This window comes from Methylibium sp. T29 (genome assembly GCF_000576205.1).
Lineage (GTDB): Bacteria > Pseudomonadota > Gammaproteobacteria > Burkholderiales > Burkholderiaceae_C > Methylibium > Methylibium petroleiphilum.
In genome coordinates this window covers 1-18,467 of the sequence record NZ_AZND01000059.1, presented here as the reverse complement: position 1 = coordinate 18,467, position 18,467 = coordinate 1, and the positions used below count along the sequence as shown (strand labels likewise).

Sequence of the window (18,467 nt, the reverse complement as noted above, 5' to 3'; positions counted from 1 at the left end):
CTGCCGCTGCCTGGACGTGGCGCGCGCTCGGCCTGCCGCTGTTGCTGCCCCTGCTCGCGCCCGCTGTGCCGCGGCCGGCGGAGGGCGCCTACGACATGACGGTGATCGACGTCGGCAGGCACGTCGGTGCTGTTGCGCACCGCGCGCCACACGCTGCTCTACGACACCGGGCCGCAGTACTCGCGCGAGTCCGATGCCGGCGGGCGGGTGCTGCTGCCGCTGCTGCGCTCGCTCGGCGAGGAGCGCCTCGACCTGCTCATGTTGAGTCACCGCGACAGCGACCACGTGGGCGGCGCCGGCGCCGTGCTGCGCGGCCTGCCGGTAACGCGCCTGGCGAGTTCGCTCGAGGCGAGCCACGGCCTGCTGGCGCTGGCCGGCACGCTGGGGGTCGATCGCGAGCCCTGCGTGGCGGGCCGTCGGTGGACCTGGGACGGCGTGCAGTTCGAGCTGCTGCACCCGACCGCCGAGGCGCTGGCATCGGCGGATCAGGTGAAGCCCCGGCCCAACACCCTGAGCTGCGTGCTGCGGATCGGCGGCCGCTGGAGCGGGCAGGCGCACACGGCACTGCTCACCGGCGACCTGGAGCGCGAGCAGGAGGCGCGCCTGGTGGCCCAGCATGGCGGGTTGCTGGCGAGCGAGGTGCTGCTGGTGCCTCACCACGGCAGCAAGACCTCGTCCAGCGCCGCCTTCCTCGACGCCGTGGCGCCACGCGTGGCGGTCGTGCAGGCCGGCTATCGCAACCGCTTCGGCCATCCGGCGATGGAGGTGCTGGCGCGCTATGCCGAACGAGGCATCTCGGTGGTGGACAGCCCGCGCTGCGGCGCCTGGCACTACGGCCCGGCGGGCGCCGCCTGCTGGCGCCCACGGGGCCGGCGCTATTGGCATCATCCCGACGCAGACAGCACGCACAATGGCGTGGAAGTTGCTAACCCTGTCGGGCCGGAATCGACCGACTGACACCGGCACGCACTGCCCGCCCCGAAGGAGAGTCTCTTGTCGATTCATGTCGCGCTGAACCACGTCACGCACTACCGCTATGACCGGCGCGTTGCGCTCGGCCCCCAGGTGGTCCGCCTGCGCCCGGCGCCGCATTGCCGCACGCCCATCCTCAGCTACTCGCTGCGGGTCGAGCCCGTCGATCATTTCGTCAACTGGCAGCAGGATCCGTTCGCGAACTACCTCGCGCGCCTGGTGTTCCCCCAAAAGACCACCGAGTTCAAGATCACCGTCGATCTCGTCGCCGAGATGTCGGTCTACAACCCCTTCGACTTCTTCCTCGAACCCAGCGCCGAGAACTTTCCCTTCAGCTACGAAGAGGGCCTCAAGCGCGAGCTCGCGCCCTACCTGGCGGCCGGCGAACTGACGCCGCTCTTCAAGGCCTTCGTCGACAGCGTGCCGCGCAAGACCCAGCGCACCATCGACTTCCTGGTCGGCCTGAACCAGCGCCTGCAGAGCGACATCAGCTACCTGATCCGCATGGAGCCCGGCGTGCAGACGCCCGAGCAGACGCTGGAAAACCGCTCCGGCTCTTGCCGCGACACCGGCTGGCTGATGGTGCAGGCGCTGCGCCACATGGGCCTGGCGGCGCGCTTCGTGTCGGGCTACCTGATCCAGCTCAAGCCCGACGTGAAGGCCCTTGATGGCCCCAGCGGCGCCGAGGCCGACTTCACCGATCTGCATGCCTGGTGCGAGGTCTACCTGCCGGGGGCCGGCTGGATCGGCCTCGATCCCACGTCGGGCCTGATGGCCGGCGAGGGCCACATCCCGGTGGCCTGCACGCCCGAGCCGTCGAGCGCGGCGCCGGTGGAGGGCGGCGTCGACGAGAGCGAGGTGGTGTTCACCCACTCGATGAGCGTCACCCGCATCCACGAATCGCCGCGCGTCACCAAGCCCTACACCGAGGCGCAGTGGGGCGAGGTGCTGTCGCTCGGCGAGCAGGTCGACCAGCAACTGAAGGCGCAGGACGTGCGGCTCACGCAGGGCGGCGAGCCGACCTTCGTGTCGGTCTACGACCGTGAGGGTGCCGAGTGGAACACCGCCGCGCTCGGCCCGACGAAACGCGGCTTTGCCAACGAGTTGGTGCAGCGCCTGCGCGCGCGCTATGGCGAGGGCGGTTTCCTGCACTTCGGCCAGGGCAAGTGGTACCCGGGCGAGCAGTTGCCGCGCTGGGCGCTCAGCATCTTCTGGCGCGCCGACGGCGAACCGTGCTGGATCGACCCGACGCTGTTCGCCGACGAGCGCCAGCCCACCGGCTACAGCGAGGTCGAGTCCAAGGCTTTCATCGAGCTGCTGGCGCGCAAGCTGGGCCTCGCCACCGACTACATCCAGGCCGGCTACGAGGACACCTGGTACTACCTGTGGCGCGAGCGCCGCCTGCCGGTCAACGTCGACCCCTTCGATGCGCGGCTCGACGACGAACTGGAGCGTGCCCGCTTGCGCAAGGTGTTCGACCAGGGGCTGACCAAGGTCGTTGGCTACATGCTGCCGATCAAGCGCGAACCGGGCGCGCCCGGTCTGGCCGGACCGAGCTGGACCACCGGCCCTTGGTTCTTCCGCGACGAGCGCATGTACCTGATGCCGGGCGATTCGCCGATGGGCTATCGGTTGCCACTCGATTCGCTGCCCTGGGTCACGAAGGGCGACTACCCCTATCTGATCGATGCCGACCCCTTCGCACCGGCCGCACGCCTGCGCTCGGTGGCTGCGCTGCGGGCGCAATACGGCGAGCATGCCTTCCGTGGGCCCGACGCCGATGCGTCCGGATCGGAGGGCGGCGGCGCCACAGGCGATGGCGGCGCTTCAGCGCGGTCCGGGACAGCGATGGGTGATGCCGGCGGCCTGGGCGGTGCACCGGGTGCTGGGCAGCCGGCCGGTGCGGGTGCTGGTCTCGGCGCGGGTGCGAGCAGTTCGCCGCGCACTGCCATGGCCCGCCGCGGTCTGACGCATGCGCCGGCGCGCTTCGAGTCGGCTGCGTGGATCACGCGCACCGCGATGTGCGTCGAGGTGCGGGGCGGCATCCTCTACGTCTTCATGCCGCCGTTGGAACTGCTGGACGACTACCTCGACCTGCTGGCCGCGGTGGAGGCCACGGCGGCGGCGCTGGGCATCAAGCTCGTGCTCGAAGGCTATCCGCCGCCGCGCGACGCGCGGCTGAAGATGCTGCAGGTGACGCCCGATCCCGGCGTGATCGAGGTCAACATCCACCCGGCGTCCAGCTGGGAGCAACTGGTCGATCACACCGAATTCCTGTACGAGGCGGCGCACGAGACGCGCCTGTCGACCGAGAAGTTCATGCTCGACGGCCGCCACACCGGCACCGGCGGCGGCAACCACTTCGTGCTGGGCGGGGCGACGCCGGGCGACAGCCCCTTCCTGCGGCGGCCCGACCTGCTGGCCAGCCTGCTGGCCTATTGGCACAACCACCCCAGCCTGAGCTACCTGTTCTCGGGCATGTTCATCGGGCCGACCAGCCAGGCGCCGCGCATCGACGAGGCGCGCAACGACCAGGTGTTCGAGCTCGAGATCGCGCTGAAGGAGATCGAGAACCAGACCTCCCGCTTCGGGCAGGTGCCGCCGTGGATGGTCGACCGGACCCTGCGCAACATCCTGATCGACGTCACCGGCAACACCCACCGCGCCGAGTTCTGCATCGACAAGATGTACTCGCCGGACGGCCCCACCGGCCGCCTCGGACTGCTGGAGCTGCGCGCCTTCGAGATGCCGCCGCATGCGCGCATGAGCCTCGTGCAGCAGTTGCTGCTGCGCGCGATGATCGCGCGCTTCTGGCACACGCCCTACACCGGCGGCACCACCACGCGGCTCACGCGCTGGGGCACCGAGCTGCACGATCGCTTCCTGCTGCCAACCTTCGTGCAGATGGATTTCGCCGACGTGCTGGCCGAACTGCGCCAGGACGGCTTCGCGTTCGATCCGGCCTGGTTCGCGCCGCACTTCGAGTTCCGCTTCCCGATCATCGGCGAGGTCACGGTGGCCGGCATCGAGCTGACGGTGCGGACCGCGCTCGAGCCTGGCACGTGATGGGCGAGGAGGGCGCACCCGGGGGCACCGTGCGCTATGTCGATTCGTGCTGGAGCGCGTGGAGGTCAAGGCCACCGGCCTCAACGGCAACCGACACGTCGTCACTGTCAACGGCTGGTCGCTGCCGCTGCAGCCCACCGGACGGGTCGGCGAGTTCGTGGCCGGGGTGCGCTACAAGGCCTGGGCGCCGCCGTCCGCGCTGCACCCCACCATTCCCGGCCATGCGCCGCTCACCTTCGACATCGTCGACACCTGGATGAGCCGTTCGATCGGGGGCTGCCGCTATCATGTGGCGCACCCCGGTGGTCGCAACCATGACAGCTTCCCGGTCAACGCCTACGAGGCCGAAAGCCGACGGCTGGCGCGCTTCTTCAAGCTCGGCCACACGCCGGGCAAGATGAAGGTCCAGCCGGCCCAACCGAGTCGCGAGTTCCCCTTCACCCTCGATCTGCGCCACCTCTGAGTCTCGATCCCGCCGCCGTGCAGCAGTCTTCGCTCGAATTCGACGCTTCCGGCGGCTGGCATTCCGATGCGGTGCTGCACGGCGTGTGCATGCCGCGCGGCGGGCCGACCCGGGCCACTACGACGAGCTTCTGCAGGACACTGGACAGGCGCTGCGCGATCGCTGGCAGCGTTTCTTCGAGCTGCTGGGCGCCGATGGACTGAGCGGCCTGGACCGGCGCGCCGGCCAGATCGCGCAGCAGATCCACCGCAACGGCGTCACCTACAACGTCCACCAGCCGGCCGGTGTCGGCGGCGAGAGCATCAAGCGGCCCTGGTCGCTGGGTGTGCTGCCACTGCTGATCGAGCCGGCCGACTGGCAGGTGATCGAAGCCGGCATCGCCCAGCGCGCCCGCCTGCTCGAGGCCATGCTGGCCGACTGCTATGGCCCGCAGCGCCTGCTGCACGAGGGCCTGCTGCCGCCGGCGCTGGTGCTCGGTCACCCGAGCTACCTGCGCCCGCTGCACGGCGTCGTGCCGGCCGGTGATGTGAGGCTGCATGTGCTGGCCTTCGACATCGCGCGAGGGCCCGGTGGTGAGTGGTCGGTGGTGTCGCAACGCAGCCAGGCGCCGTCCGGGCTGGGCTATGTGCTGGAGAACCGGCTGATCGTGTCGCGCCAGTTCCCCGAGGCCTTCCGCGAGCTGCGCGTCGAGCACATCGCCTCCAGCTACCGCAGCCTGCTCGACTCGCTGCTCGGCCCGGCCTCGGTGATCGCCGCGGCCGACGGCGGCGCCACGCCGCGGCTCGCGCTGCTGACGCCGGGGCCCTACAACGAGACCTATTTCGAGCAGGCCTACCTGGCCCGCTACCTCGGCCTGCCGCTGGTCGAGGGCGGCGACCTGACAGTGCGCGACGACCGCCTCTACCTGAAGACCGTGCAGGGCCTGGAGCCGGTGCACGGCCTGCTGCGGCGGCTGGACGACATCTGGTGCGATCCGCTGGAGCTGCGCGCCGATTCCGCCTGGGTGTGCCGGGCCTGCTGCAGGTGCTGCGTGCCGGCCGGTTGGTGATGGCCAATGCGCTGGGGACCGGCTTCGTCGAGTCGCCGGGCGTGCTGGGCTTCATGCCGGCGATCTCGCGGCGCCTGCTCGGCGAGCCACTGGCACTGCCGGCGCTCGCGAGCTGGTGGTGCGGCGAGGACGCCGCCTGGCAGGCCACCCGCGGCGAGCTGGCGGCGCGCGTGATCCGGCCCACCTACCAGGGCGTGCGAAGCCGCAGCTTCGAGCCGCAGATCGGCGGCACGCTGCCGTCGGCTGCGCACGAGCAATGGCGCGCGCGCATCGACGCCGAACCCGATGCCTACACGCTGCAGCGCTACCTGCCGTTCTCGCAGACGCCGTGGTGGGAGTCGGGCGCGTTCCTGCCACGCACGGCGATGCTGCGTGTCTATGCCATCGCCGACGGCCGCGGCGGCTACCGCGTGCTGCCCGGCGGCATGACGCGCATCGCCGCGCGCGATCCGCACATCGTGTCGATGCAGCACGGCGGCGCCAGCCTCGACACCTGGGTGCTGCGCGAGGGCGCGGTCGATACCTACTCGATGCTTCCGCAGCGCCTGCGGCCGGAGGAGATCGCGGTGCACCAGCGGCCGGTGTCGAGCCGCACCGCCGAGAACCTGTTCTGGATGGGTCGATACACCGAGCGCACCGAGCAACTGGTGCGTCTGGCGCTGGCCACCGCGGCGCTGGTCGAGGACGATGACGACACGCCGTCGGCGGTGCTCGACGCCATTTCCGAGCTGACGCAACGCAGCGGCCTGGGACCGACCGGTGTGCCGTCACTGACGCAGTCGCCGCGGGTGTTCGAGCGCTCGGTGGTGGCCGCGCTGGCCGATCCTGAAGACCACCACAGCATCGCCTACAACCTGGCGGCGCTCGACCGCGTGGCTGGGTCCTTGCGCGAGCGCCTGTCGACCGAGCACGGGCGCCTGGTCCGCTCGATGGTCGAAGACTTCCACGCCCGGCTCACGCGGGCGCTGACGCCGGCACCCGCCGGCACCGACGACAACGAAGGCGAGAACGAGCGAGCGATCCCGGCCGTGCCCGGGCTCGCCACCGACGCGATGCGCGGTGCGCTCGAGCACCTGGCGAGTCAGCTCGCTGCGGTCACCGGCGCGCAGAGCGACCGCATGACGCGCGACGACGGCTGGCGCCTGCTGACGATCGGCCGCCAGGCCGAGCGCCTGATCACGATGAGCGGCACGCTGCGCTGCTTCTTCGAGGACGGTGCGGTGCACAGCGCGCATGGCTTCGACCTGCTGCTCGACCTGTTCGACAGCAGCCTGACCTACCGCGCACGCTATCCGGGCCGCCAGGAGGCGCTGGCGCTGCTCGACCTGCTGGTCATCGACCCGGCCAACCCCCGCGCGTTGGGCTGCGTGCTGCGCCGCCTGCGCACCGAGCTGGCCAAGCTGCCCGGCAGCGCGGGCTCGGTGGAGGAGATGCTGGGCCTGCTGCCGCCGTTCGGCGTCGGCACGACGCTGGTTGATCTGTGTCGCAAGGCCGGGCCGGGGCAGGAAGCGGTGGTCGACGACGAGCTGGTGGTAGCACTCGCCGACCGCCTGGCCGATGCCGGCGCGCGGCTCTCCGATGACGTGGGGCGGCGCTATTTCGCGCTCGCTGGCCTGCATGAACAGCATCTTTCGGTCTGAGCCGTCGGCGCCTCTGCCGCGCCCGGCCGACGCCGTGCACGGGCCGGTCGAGCTGGAGGTCGTGCACGTCACCGAGTACCGCTACTCCAGCCCGGTCGAGCTGGCGCAGCACATTGCCGTGCTGCGGCCGCGTGACGATGCCGCACAACAACTGCTGGGCTTCGAGATGGAGATCGAGCCGGCGCCGGCGCAGCAGCACGACGACCGCGACGTCTACGGCAACAGCCGCCGCGTGTTCACGCTGACGGTTTCACACCAGCACCTGCGGGTCTGCGCCACCAGCCGCGTGCGTGCCCACGCGCCCGCTCGCTCCGACGCCGCGGCGTTGCCCTGGGAGGCCTGCCGCGCCCACTGGCGCTACGAGTCGGGCCGCCCGCTGGACGCGGCGGTCGAGTTCACCTTCCCGTCCACGCTGGTGCCGCACCACGCGGCGCTGCGCGACTGGGCCCTGCCGTCCTTCCCGCCGGGCCGCGGCATCGACGAGGCGGCCACCGAGCTGATGCACCGGTTGCACGCCGATTTCACCTATGCGCCGCACAGCACCGAGGTCGGCACCCCGGTGCTGCAGGCTTCGAGCAGCGGCGTGGCGTGTGCCAGGACTTCGCCCACGTGATGATCGGCAGCCTGCGGGCGCTGGGCTTGTCGGCCCGCTATGTCAGCGGCTATCTGCTGACCGAGCCGCCGCCGGGCCAGCCGGTACTGCAGGGTGCCGATGCCTCGCATGCCTGGGTGGCGGTGGCGGTGCCGCGCGAGGACGGCTCGGCCGATTGGCTGGAACTCGACCCCACCAACGACTGCGAGGCCGGTCTGACCCATGTGCGCCTCGCACTGGGGCGCGACTATGCCGACGTGACGCCGCTGTGCGGCGTGATCCGTGGTGGCGGCCGCCACCAGCTCGACGTGCGCGTGGGGACGCGCGTGGTGCCTGCGGCATGATCGGTTCGCGACGGACCGGGATGGCTGCTTGGCACAATCTCTGCTAGCTCCAGTCTCAAAGTGGGAGACACGATGAAGAAGTTCTACGACGAGATGCATGCCAGCGGCGACAAGGTGCGCGAGCACTACGCCGGCTACGAGCGCTGGCTGGCCCAGCAACCGCACGAGTCCATGAAGGGGCACCGCGACGAGGCGGAGATGATCTTCCGCCGCGTCGGCATCACCTTCGCGGTCTACGGTGCCAAGGACGAGGACGGCTCCGGCACCGAGCGGCTGATCCCCTTCGACTTGATCCCGCGCATCATTCCCGCGCAGGAATGGCGCGAAATGGAGAAGGGCCTGAGGCAGCGCGTCAACGCGCTCAACCGCTTCATCCACGACGTCTACCACGACCAGGAGATCATCAAGGCCGGCATCGTGCCGGGCGAGCAGGTCTTCAAGAACGCACAGTTCCGCCCCGAGATGATGGGTGTGGACGTGCCGGGCAACGTCTACTCGCAGATCGCCGGCATCGACATCGTGCGGGCTGCCAACCCAGACGGCTCGGGCAACTACTACGTGCTCGAGGACAACCTGCGCGTGCCCAGCGGCGTGAGCTACATGCTCGAGAACCGCAAGATGATGATGCGGCTGTTCCCCGAGCTGTTCAGCAGCCACCGCGTGGCGCCGGTCGCTCACTATCCCGACCTGCTGCTCGACACCCTGCGCGCCGTGGCGCCGCCCGGCGTGGCCGAGCCGACCGTGGTGGTCATGACCCCGGGCATGTACAACTCGGCCTACTTCGAGCACGCCTTCCTGGCGCAGCAGATGGGCGTGGAGCTGGTCGAGGGGCAGGACCTGTTCGTCAAGGACAACTACCTGTACATGCGCACGACCCAGGGGCCGCGCCGCGTCGACGTGATCTACCGCCGCATCGACGACGACTTCCTCGACCCCAAGGCCTTCCGCGCCGACTCGACGATCGGCTGTGCCGGCCTGCTGTCGGTCTACCGCGCCGGCAACGTGAACCTGTGCAACGCCATCGGTACCGGCGTGGCGGACGACAAGTCGATCTACCCCTACGTGCCGAAGATGATCGAGTTCTACCTCGGCGAGAAGCCGATCCTGAACAACGTGCCGACCTACCTGTGCCGCGAGAGCGAGGACCTGCAGTACGTGCTGGCCCACCTGGGCGAACTGGTCGTGAAGGAAGTGCACGGCGCCGGCGGCTACGGCATGCTGGTCGGCCCGGCCGCCAGCAAGGCGGAGATCGAGGAGTTCCGCACGCAGCTGGTCGCGAACCCGAGCAACTACATCGCGCAGCCCACGCTCGCACTGTCGACCTGCCCCACCTTCGTGGAGAGCGGCATCGCGCCGCGCCACATCGACCTGCGGCCCTTCGTGCTCTCGGGCAAGACGGTGCAGATGGTCCCGGGCGGCCTGACGCGGGTGGCGTTGAAGGAAGGGTCCCTGGTGGTCAACTCGTCGCAGGGCGGCGGGACCAAGGACACCTGGATGCTCGAAGCGTGAGCCGGGCCTGAGGAGACACGACCATGTTGTCAAGAACCGCAGACCACCTCTTCTGGATGGCTCGCTACACCGAGCGCGCGGAGAACACCGCCCGCATGCTCGACGTGAACTACCAGACCTCTCTGCTGCCGCAGTCCAGCGAGGCCACCGAGCAGGGCTGGCGCGGCCTGCTCAGCATCAGCGAGCTGACGCACGACTACCACCGCCTGCACGACAGCCTGAATCCGCACGATGTCATGGAGTTCATGGTGTGCGACGAGTCCAATCCGTCGAGCATCCACTCCTGCCTGCGCGCGGCGCGCGAGAACGCCCGTGCCGTGCGCGGCACGCTGACCACCGAGGTCTGGGAGACCGCCAACACCACCTGGCTGGAGTTCAAGCGCCTGATCGCCAACGGCAGCTTCCGGCGCGACCCGGCCGATTTCTTCGAGTGGGTGAAGTTCCGCTCGCACCTGTCGCGCGGTGTGACGCTGGGCACGATGCTGCAGGACGAGAGCTTCCACTTCCTGCGCATCGGCACCTTCCTCGAACGAGCCGACAACACCGCGCGGCTGCTCGACGTGAAGTTCCATGGCGCGCAGTCCGAGTTCTTCGGCGTGCGCGAGCAGCGTGAGCCGGTCGAGGTCGACTTCTACTACTGGAGCGCGATCCTGCGTTCGGTGTCCGGCTTCGAGGTCTACCGCAAGGTCTACCGCAACGTGATCCGCCCCGAGAAGGTGGCCGAGCTGCTGATCCTGCGGCCCGACATGCCGCGCTCGCTGGCCGCCTGTATGGACGAGGTGGTCGGCAACCTGAAGATGGTGGCCAACGAGCAGAGCGGCGAGACGCTGCGCCGCGCCGGCCGGCTGCGTGCCGACCTGAGCTTCGGCCGCATCGACGAGATCCTCGCCACCGGCCTGCACGCCTTCCTCACGCAGTTCCTCGACCGCGTGGGCGACCTGGGCATCGGCATCAGCCGCGACTTCCTGGTGCCGGTCTGACGCGGCGGCAGCCCCTGAAGGCTGCATGGTGCGGAGCGAGGAGGCTGACGAGCCCGACCGGGGGCCTCCAGGCGGTCGATCAGGAGGACGTGGTTCGCATTGAGCCTTCGATCCTGAACACGCTGACCAGGTCGGCCAGCGCGGCGGCCTGGTGCTTCAGGCTCTCGGCCGCCGCCGCACTTTCCTCCACCAGCGCGGCGTTCTGTTGCGTGACCTGATCGAGCTGGTTGACCGCGTTGCCGATCTGGCTGATGCCGCCGCTCTGCTCGACGCTGGCGGCGCTGATCTCGCTGATCAGGTCGTTCACGCGCTGGACCTGGGCCACGATCTCGTTCATCGACTGTCCGGCGTCGTGAACCAGCCGCGAGCCGGTGCCGACCTTCTCGACGCTGTCCCCGATCAAGGTCTTGATCTCCTTGGCCGCCTCGGCGCTGCGCTGTGCCAGGTTGCGCACCTCGCCGGCCACCACCGCGAAGCCGCGGCCCTGCTCGCCGGCGCGGGAGGCTTCCACCGCCGCGTTGAGCGCCAGGATGTTGGTCTGGAACGCAATGCCGTCGATCACGCCGATGATGTCGTAGATCTTGCGGCTCGATTCGGTGATGGCGCCCATGGTGGCCACCACCTCGGCCACCACGCTGCCGCCGTGCGCCGCGGCACCCGAGGCCGAGCCGGCGAGCTGCGTGGCCTGGCGTGCCGTGTCGGCGTTCTGCTTCACCGTCGCGGTCAGCTCCTCCATGGAGGCGGCTGTCTGCTGCAGGTTGCTCGCCTGTTCCTCGGTCCGCTGGCTCAGGTCGGCGTTGCCGGTGGCGATCTGCGCCGACCCGGTGGCGATGCAGTCGCTGCTGTTGCGCACCCGGCCCACGATGTCCGCCAGGCTGGCCTGCATGGCGCCGAGCGAGGCCAGCACGCTGCCGCGCGGTGCGGCCGCGGCGCCGTCCACCCGGCTCAGGTCGCCCTGGGCGACGCGTTGCGCCACCGTGCCCAGTTGATCCGGTTCGGCCCCCAGCGCGCGGGTCAGGCTGCGCGTGATCAGCGTGCCCGACACGGCGGCCGACAGGAAGGCGATCACGCAGCCCAGGATCAGCAGATTGCGGTGCAGCAGGTAGTCGGCCTCGGCCGTTTCGGTGAGCTGCACCGCGCGGCTCAGCGTGTAGTCGCGGTAGTCGTCGGACGCCTTGACCAGCGCGGCCAGCAGCGGGCGGCAGTCGGCATTCATGCGGGCGATGGCCGCGTCATGCTGGCCGGCGGCGGCGAGCCTCACGATCTCCAGTGCGACCGGCCCGTAGGCCGCCTCGATGCGGTTCATTTCGCCCACGAGACTGCGCGCCGTCTCCGGCAGGTTCGCGGCCCGGGCCACCAACTGGTTCAGCGTCCCGAGGTTCGCCTGCACTGCTTCATGCGCCGCGACCACCGAACTCTGTTCCGCGGCCAGGTCCTCGGCCTTGCGGACGAGCACGAGGTTGCGAGCCGCGATGGCGCGGCGATCCACGGCCGCGCGCACATCGGCCGCCGCCTGCGCCCGGGCATTGACGCCGTGCACGTAGTCGACGAGCTGGTCGTGCTCCTCGGCGAGGGATTTCATCGCCAGTCCGGCGACGAACAGCACGAGCACCGAGAGTCCACCGAAGGTCAGGCTCAGCTTGGTGCGGACGGTCATGGGGGTCAGATTCACAGGCCACCTCATAAAGAATGTTTATTGACAGCAGTCGATCGATCCAAAAGATGATCGACGGGCTTGTCGGCCGGTGAAGCAGTGAAGTGAAGCTGAAATATCAGCCAAACTTACTCGGGCCTTGCATCCGGCCGGGCGTCCGTGTCGGATGTCACGTCGATCGCCGGATCGCGCGGCAGGAGGAGCAGGCGGATGGGCCGGTTTCGATTCGATGGAGGGCCGACCGCACTGTCAGACCTTCACGGCCTCAAAAAAAGCGGCGGAATCGATCTCCGCCGCAAACGTGCCATCTCGAAACGACACGCAGCGTCAATCTCCTCCGCGCAAGTTCTGCACCGAAAAGATGGAGGGGGGACTCAGAGCAGGATCACTGATCATCCGCAGCTGGAGAGTCGTGCAATGCTGCGCCTGGACGTCGAGCATGGACGTCGAGCATGGAGGCCGACGTGTAGATCGCGATCCCCGCCGCCTGGTTCGCAGGCGCGTGATAGGCCGAATCGGAGAAACCGATGGCCCAGCGCTTCCAGAGCGCTCCCTTTCGGTCGTACATGTTGATGATCGGGAAGATGGATGTCTGGGCATCTTCAGCATGCCTGTCGTCCGGGCTTCATGATGGATGGCCTGTCGTCCCCGGTGGTCTACGTCGTCGATGACGACCTCTCGGTGAGAGAGGCCCTGAGCAGCTTGATCCGGTCGGTTGGTCTGCAGGTCGAGACCTTTTCCTCCGCCACCGAGTTCCTTCGATACCAGCGGTCGGCCGCAACAGCCTGCGTCGTCCTGGACGTGAGAATGCCAGGCCTCAGTGGCATCGATGTCCATCACGAGCTGAAGAAGCGCCTGGACTCCATTCCCGTCATCTTCATCACGGGACATGGCGACATACCGATGGCGGTCCGGGCCATCAAGTCGGGGGCGGTGGAGTTTCTTTCAAAGCCGTTTCGCGATCAGGATCTCCTGGACGCCATCGGACAGGCCCTCGAAAGAGATGCCGGCGAGAGGTTGGAGGCCGATCGACTGCGGGCGCTTCGAGAGGCCTATGAGACCCTCACACCACGCGAGAAGGAAGTTCTTGCATTGCTGATCGGCGGCGGACTCAACAAGCAGATTGCTGCCAGGCTGGGTGTCGCGGAGGTCACCATCAAAGTCCATCGACACAACATCATGAAGAAGATGTGCGTCCGCTCGATGGTTTCCCTGGCCCGGATCTTCGAGGAACTCGCCATCTAGGGGAGAGGGCCGCACAACGCGATCGATGGGTCGGAACTCTGCGCGAACGCTGGAGTGCGCGCCGTACCAGGGGTGCAAGGGAAAGGGTGACGAGCCCGACCCCGGCACTGGAGGCTAACGGTTAGGGCTGCTTCGTTCCCGACCTGACCCGGTTGGCCGCGCCCCCATGCGGGGAGGCCCGTCACCGACGATTGTAGGCGACCGGTCGCGCGTCCCGGACCCGACGAGGGAAAGACCGTCAGCGCAGCTGCAGGTCGTCGTCGCCGAAGCGCACGCCGATCGGTTCGATCAGCAACTGCTTGGGGCCTGCCTCGACCGTGCCCGCGACCCAGGCGGCAACGCCCTGCTGGTGCGCGACCTCGACGGTGCGCTGCGCATCGGCAGCCTTCACGAACAGCGCGAAGCCGGCACCCATGTTCAGGGTGCTGTAGGCCTCGCGCGCGTCGTGGCCGGCATGCTCGGCGATGAAGCGCAGCACCGGCGGCACCGGCGGTACGCTGTGGATGCGGTAGGTGTGGGTGGCCGGGTGGCGCAGCAGCTTGCGCCAGCCGTGGCCGGTGATGTTGGCGCTGTAATGCGGCACGATCTGCGCGTTCCACAACGCCTCGGTCACCGGCGAGTACAGCGTGGTCGGCGCGAGCAGGGCCTCGCCATAGCTCAGGCCCGGCGCCACCTCGGTGAGGTAGCCCTGCGGCAGCCGCTCGACCAGCTTGCGCGCCAGGCTCAGGCCGTTGGCATGGATGCCACTCGACGCGAGCAGCACGATCGCATCGCCCGGTGCCAGCGCATCGCCGACCGACAGCCGCGACTTCGGATTGATCAGCCCGGTGCAGGAGGCCGCAAGGTCGATGCGGCCGGCCTCCACGATGCCGGCCAGCGCCGGCGTCTCGCCGCCGCCCCAGGCCACGCCGCAGGTGTCGCAGGCCTGCTTCCAGCCGGCCACCAGCGCCTGCGCGCGCTGCGCATCGCCGAACCATTCGCTGCCGCCGGCGGCCCAGTAGGCCTGCACCACCAGCGGCGTCGCGCCGACGGTGATCAGGTCATTGATCGCCATCGCGATGGTGTCCTGCGCGATGCCGGCGTAATAGCTGCGGCCGGTCAGGGCCTTCATCTCGTCGGCCACCAGGGCCTTGGATCCCAGGCATTCGACGATGCTGGCCAGGTAGAACGGCCCGACGTCGACCACGTAGGCCGACTCGCCACGCGACGCCGCCACTTCGCCGAAACCGTGCGCGGCGAGGTTCTTCGCGGTGTCCTTGGCGGCACGCTGCGCGGCCACTTTCAGCGGGTCGATCAGTCGTAGTTGACGCCGGCCTGTTCGTAGCTCAGCGGGGTGGGGGTGGGCGTGGTCATGGTCGGCAGGGCAGGGGCCCGATGAGCGGATGGCGCGGCGCGGGCAGGCCGCGGATTCGCGCCGATTATCCGGCACCCCTGTGGCCGGGGGCTTCCACCCCGGCCGGTAAACTGCCGGGCATGAGCACCCTGGTCCTGGCCCGCAAGTACCGTCCACGCCACTTCGGCGAGATGGTCGGCCAGGAGCATGTGGTGCAGGCGCTGGCCAACGCGCTCACCTCGCAGCGGCTGCACCATGCCTACCTGTTCACCGGCACGCGCGGCGTCGGCAAGACCACGGTGTCGCGCATCCTCGCGAAGAGCCTCAACTGCACCGGGCCCGACGGTCAGGGAGGCATCACCGCGCAGCCCTGCGGTGTGTGTCCGGCCTGCCGCGACATCGACGCCGGCCGCTTCGTCGACTACACCGAGCTCGACGCGGCCTCGAACCGCGGCGTCGACGAGATCTCGCAACTGCTGGAACAGTCGGCCTACAAGCCGGTCGTCGGGCGATTCAAGGTCTTCATGATCGACGAGGTGCACATGCTCTCCAGTACCGCGTTCAACGCGATGCTGAAGACGCTGGAGGAGCCACCCGAGTACCTGAAGTTCGTGCTGGCGACGACCGACCCACAGAAGGTACCGGTCACGGTGCTGTCGCGCTGCCTGCAGTTCAACCTGCGGCCAATGGCGCCCGAGACGGTGCTCGCGCACCTGGAGCAGGTGCTGGCGGCCGAAGGCATCTCGGCCGAGCCGGGGGCGCTGCGGCTGCTGGCGCGCGGCGCGCACGGCTCGATGCGCGATGCGCTGTCGCTCACCGACCAGGCCATCGCCTTCGGTGCCGGCACGCTCCAGGAAGCCGGCGTGCGCCAGATGATAGGCGCCGTGGGCCGCAGCCATGTCTATGCGCTGATCGATGCGCTGGCCGCCGGTGACGGCGCCGGCGTGGTGGCCACGGCCGACGCACTGCGCGCCGAGGGCCTGTCGGCCGAGGGTGCGCTGGAGGAGATGGCGGTGGTGCTGCAGCAGCTCGCGTTGCTGCAGGTGCTGCCCGATGCGCTGGACGCCGCCGATCCCGACACCGCGGCACTCGTGCAGCGCGCCGGCCTGCTGCCGGCCGACGAGACGCAGCTGCTCTACAGCATCGCGCTGCACGGCCGCGCCGAGCTGGCGCTGGCGCCTGACGAATACAGCGGCCTGGTGATGGTGCTGCTGCGCATGCTGGCGTTCAGGCCACCGGGTGCTGCACGCACCGAGACGGTGGTGCGGCCGGGCCAGGCTACGCCCGCAGCGGCGCCGCGTGCCGCAACCGCCCTCGTGCGTGGCTCGGCACCTGCCGTGCCGCTGGCCCGCTCGCCGGCAACCGCGAGCCTTGCCGTGGCGCCACCGTCCAAGGCGGACCCCGTGCCGACCCGACCGCCTGCGCCGCTGATTGCGAAGAGCCCGTCCAGCGTCCCGCCATGGGAGGACGACATCCCGCTGGCGGAAGAAATGTCCCAGCCCCCGGCGACGGTGGCACCGCGCCCCGCACCACCGACCGTCGCGCGCGACGACGCGGCTGGTGGTCCTGCGCCGACCGAGATGACCCGCGGTCCGCTGGGCGACCGCTGGGCCGCGCTGGTGCGCCAGCTGACCGATGCGAACGCGATCGCGGCGTTGGTCCGCGAGCTGGCGCTGCAGGCCGAGTGCGTGGCCATCGATACCGGCGAAACGCGGCTGCGGCTGCGCGTCGAGCGAGAGAGCCTGCGCAATCCGAACCATGCCGAACGCCTGCAGGCGGCACTGGCCGCCGCGCTGGGTCACGCGGTGGTGCTGGACGTCGAGGCCGGTGTGGTGAACGACACGCCGGCACGGCGCGATGCAGCGGCGCGCGAGCAGCGCCAGCGCGAGGCCGAGGCGCTGATCCACAACGACCCCTTGGTGCTGCAGCTCACGGCGCAGTTCAAGACGGCCCGCATCGTGCCGGGGTCGATCAAACCCGTCTGACCCATTCGAACCACCGGAGAACGACATGCTCAAAGGACAACTGGCCGGCCTGATGAAGCAGGCGCAGGCCATGCAGGACAACCTGAAGAAGGCACAGGACGAACTGGCGCTGATCGAGGTCGAGGGCCAGTCGGGTGCCGGGCTCGTGAAGGTGCTGATGACCTGCAAGCACGACGTCAAGCGCATCACCATCGACCCCAGCCTGCTGGCCGACGACAAGGACATGCTCGAGGACCTGGTGGCAGCGGCCTTCAACGACGCGGTGCGCCGCGCGGCGGCGACCAGCGAGGAAAAGATGGGCAAGCTGACGGCAGGAATGCCGCTGCCGCCGGGCATGAAGCTGCCGTTTTGATGGCTCTCCCCCCCGTTGCGGCTGCGCCGCTCCCCCTCGAGGGGGCGACGCTGGCGGGCCGGCAGAGCCGGACCCGCGGCGTCCGCTCGGTGGGACGGTGGCGTGCTGCCATTCCTTTGCCGCGGGCTGTTCCTGATGATCGAGTCGCTGAGGCATGGCTGCGTCGTCCACGCTTGAGTCGCTGACCGAGGCCTTGCGCCGCTTGCCGGGCGTGGGTGTGAAGTCGGCGCAGCGCATGGCCTATCACCTGCTGCAACACGATCGCGAGGGCGCGCTGCGGCTCGCGCGGGCGCTGGAGCAGGCCGTGGCGACGGCGCGGCATTGCGAGCGTTGCAACACCTTCACCGAGGCCGCGGTGTGCAGCACCTGCCTCGATCCGGCGCGTGAACGCCGGCAGTTGTGCGTGGTCGAGACGCCGGCCGATCAGGCAGCGGTCGAGCGCAGCGGCAGCTACCACGGGCTGTACTTCGTGCTGATGGGGCGGCTGAGCCCGCTCGATGGCATCGGGGTGCACGACATCGGACTGGAGAAGCTGCTGGCGCGTGCCACCGATGGCGAGGTGCAGGAACTGATCGTCGCCACCAACTTCACCGCCGAGGGCGAGGCCACCGCGCACGTGATCGCCCAGGCCCTGAAGGGCCGAGGCCCGAGCGTCACGCGGCTGGCGCGCGGCGTGCCGGTCGGCAGCGAACTCGAGTATGTGGACCTGGGCACCATCGCCCATGCATTGAGCGATCGACGCTAGGGCCAGTGCCGGCGTCGACCCGAACCGGAGACGATGCGATGACGACGATCCTGCTCCTGAGCGTGCTCGCCGCTGCGCTGATGCCCATCGTCTGCGCCGGCATCGCCAAGGGAGGGCGCCTCGGCACGCCGCGCGGCGAAGGGGGCTTCGACAACCATGCGCCGCGTGAGTGGCTGGCGCGGCAGAGCGGCTACCGGGCGCGCGCGAACGCGGCGCAGGCCAACTGCTTCGAGGCCCTGCCGTTCTTCGTGGGCGCGGTGGCGATCGCGCTGACGCTCGGGGCGCCGGCCGACCGCATCGGCATGCTGGCACTGATGTGGGTGGGACTGCGCGCCGCCTTCGTGGCGTGCTACCTGGCGGATCGTGCGATGCTGCGTTCGGCGGTCTGGACGCTGGCGCTTGCGGTCAACATCGCGATCCTGTTCACGCCGCGCAACTGAGGCCCGCGCGCCCGACCCGGCCTCAGCGGCTGTTGGCAGCCACGCGGCTCTTGCCCTGCGCGGTCGGGCGCGCGGCCACCGACTTGCCGGCCGACTTGC

The 18,467-nt window shown here is 69.5% G+C and carries 15 protein-coding genes, 1 other RNA gene and 1 pseudogene; 13 read left to right on the top strand and 4 right to left on the bottom strand.

Features of this window, described 5'->3' with window-relative positions:
- The first annotated feature begins 126 nt into the window (after window positions 1-126).
- From x551_RS09675 to x551_RS09650, 8 genes and pseudogenes are all read left to right on the top strand, one after another.
- Entirely contained in the window at window positions 127-957 is an 831-nt protein-coding gene (locus x551_RS09675) for a ComEC/Rec2 family competence protein (RefSeq protein WP_036248316.1), read from the top strand.
- Window positions 958-993: 36 nt separating this feature from the next.
- A pseudogene (locus tag x551_RS28000) lies at window positions 994-4,501 on the top strand (transglutaminase family protein).
- 85 nt (window positions 4,502-4,586) lie between these two features.
- Window positions 4,587-5,549 (top strand): circularly permuted type 2 ATP-grasp protein, encoded by a 963-nt coding sequence (locus tag x551_RS27135; protein WP_253950337.1) that lies wholly within the window; start codon window positions 4,587-4,589, stop codon window positions 5,547-5,549.
- Entirely contained in the window at window positions 5,507-7,189 is a 1,683-nt protein-coding gene (locus x551_RS27130; protein ID WP_253950336.1) for a circularly permuted type 2 ATP-grasp protein, read from the top strand. The genes x551_RS27135 and x551_RS27130 overlap by 43 nt, the downstream gene beginning before the upstream one ends.
- A complete protein-coding gene (locus tag x551_RS09660; RefSeq protein ID WP_343252126.1) occupies window positions 7,167-7,802 on the top strand; it encodes a transglutaminase N-terminal domain-containing protein in 636 nt (211 codons plus the stop codon). Before x551_RS27130 ends, x551_RS09660 begins: the two co-directional genes overlap by 23 nt.
- Window positions 7,778-8,125 (top strand): transglutaminase family protein, encoded by a 348-nt coding sequence (locus tag x551_RS28160; protein ID WP_343252125.1) that lies wholly within the window; start codon window positions 7,778-7,780, stop codon window positions 8,123-8,125. The genes x551_RS09660 and x551_RS28160 overlap by 25 nt, the downstream gene beginning before the upstream one ends.
- A 72-nt stretch (window positions 8,126-8,197) precedes the next feature.
- Window positions 8,198-9,634 (top strand): circularly permuted type 2 ATP-grasp protein, encoded by a 1,437-nt coding sequence (locus x551_RS09655; RefSeq protein WP_011830135.1) that lies wholly within the window; start codon window positions 8,198-8,200, stop codon window positions 9,632-9,634.
- Between the two features lie 23 nt (window positions 9,635-9,657).
- The gene (locus x551_RS09650; RefSeq protein WP_036232927.1) at window positions 9,658-10,614 is read left to right on the top strand and encodes an alpha-E domain-containing protein; all 957 of its coding nucleotides are present in this window, start codon (window positions 9,658-9,660) and stop codon (window positions 10,612-10,614) included.
- A gap of 79 nt (window positions 10,615-10,693) precedes the next feature.
- On the opposite strand, the gene x551_RS09645 is transcribed toward x551_RS09650, so the two are convergent.
- Both x551_RS09645 and x551_RS25170 read right to left on the bottom strand, forming a co-directional pair.
- Entirely contained in the window at window positions 10,694-12,271 is a 1,578-nt protein-coding gene (locus tag x551_RS09645; RefSeq protein ID WP_051495746.1) for a methyl-accepting chemotaxis protein, read from the bottom strand.
- Between the two features lie 382 nt (window positions 12,272-12,653).
- A complete protein-coding gene (locus x551_RS25170) occupies window positions 12,654-12,836 on the bottom strand; it encodes a hypothetical protein (RefSeq protein WP_152543469.1) in 183 nt (60 codons plus the stop codon).
- Between the two features lie 83 nt (window positions 12,837-12,919).
- Here x551_RS25170 and x551_RS09640 point away from each other — a divergent pair, with 83 nt between their 5' ends.
- Window positions 12,920-13,513 (top strand): response regulator, encoded by a 594-nt coding sequence (locus x551_RS09640; protein WP_310732237.1) that lies wholly within the window; start codon window positions 12,920-12,922, stop codon window positions 13,511-13,513.
- Window positions 13,514-13,598: 85 nt separating this feature from the next.
- Here x551_RS09640 and ffs read toward each other — a convergent pair.
- Window positions 13,599-13,696, bottom strand: an RNA gene (gene ffs, locus x551_RS24270) — signal recognition particle sRNA small type.
- 55 nt (window positions 13,697-13,751) lie between these two features.
- The gene (locus x551_RS09635) at window positions 13,752-14,792 is read right to left on the bottom strand and encodes an AIR synthase-related protein (protein WP_253950335.1); all 1,041 of its coding nucleotides are present in this window, start codon (window positions 14,790-14,792) and stop codon (window positions 13,752-13,754) included.
- 194 nt (window positions 14,793-14,986) lie between these two features.
- On the opposite strand from x551_RS09635, the gene dnaX reads away from it, so the two are divergent.
- The 4 genes from dnaX (at window position 14,987) to x551_RS09615 (ending at window position 18,368) form a co-directional block, all read left to right on the top strand.
- The gene (dnaX, locus tag x551_RS09630) at window positions 14,987-16,831 is read left to right on the top strand and encodes a DNA polymerase III subunit gamma/tau (protein WP_011830122.1); all 1,845 of its coding nucleotides are present in this window, start codon (window positions 14,987-14,989) and stop codon (window positions 16,829-16,831) included.
- Window positions 16,832-16,856: 25 nt separating this feature from the next.
- Window positions 16,857-17,183, top strand: a complete 327-nt coding sequence (locus tag x551_RS09625) for a YbaB/EbfC family nucleoid-associated protein (RefSeq protein WP_011830121.1) — start codon at window positions 16,857-16,859, stop codon at window positions 17,181-17,183.
- Window positions 17,184-17,337: 154 nt separating this feature from the next.
- The gene (recR, locus tag x551_RS09620) at window positions 17,338-17,928 is read left to right on the top strand and encodes a recombination mediator RecR (RefSeq protein WP_036232922.1); all 591 of its coding nucleotides are present in this window, start codon (window positions 17,338-17,340) and stop codon (window positions 17,926-17,928) included.
- Window positions 17,929-17,966: 38 nt separating this feature from the next.
- Window positions 17,967-18,368 (top strand): MAPEG family protein, encoded by a 402-nt coding sequence (locus x551_RS09615; RefSeq protein ID WP_036232919.1) that lies wholly within the window; start codon window positions 17,967-17,969, stop codon window positions 18,366-18,368.
- Window positions 18,369-18,467 lie beyond the last annotated feature (99 nt).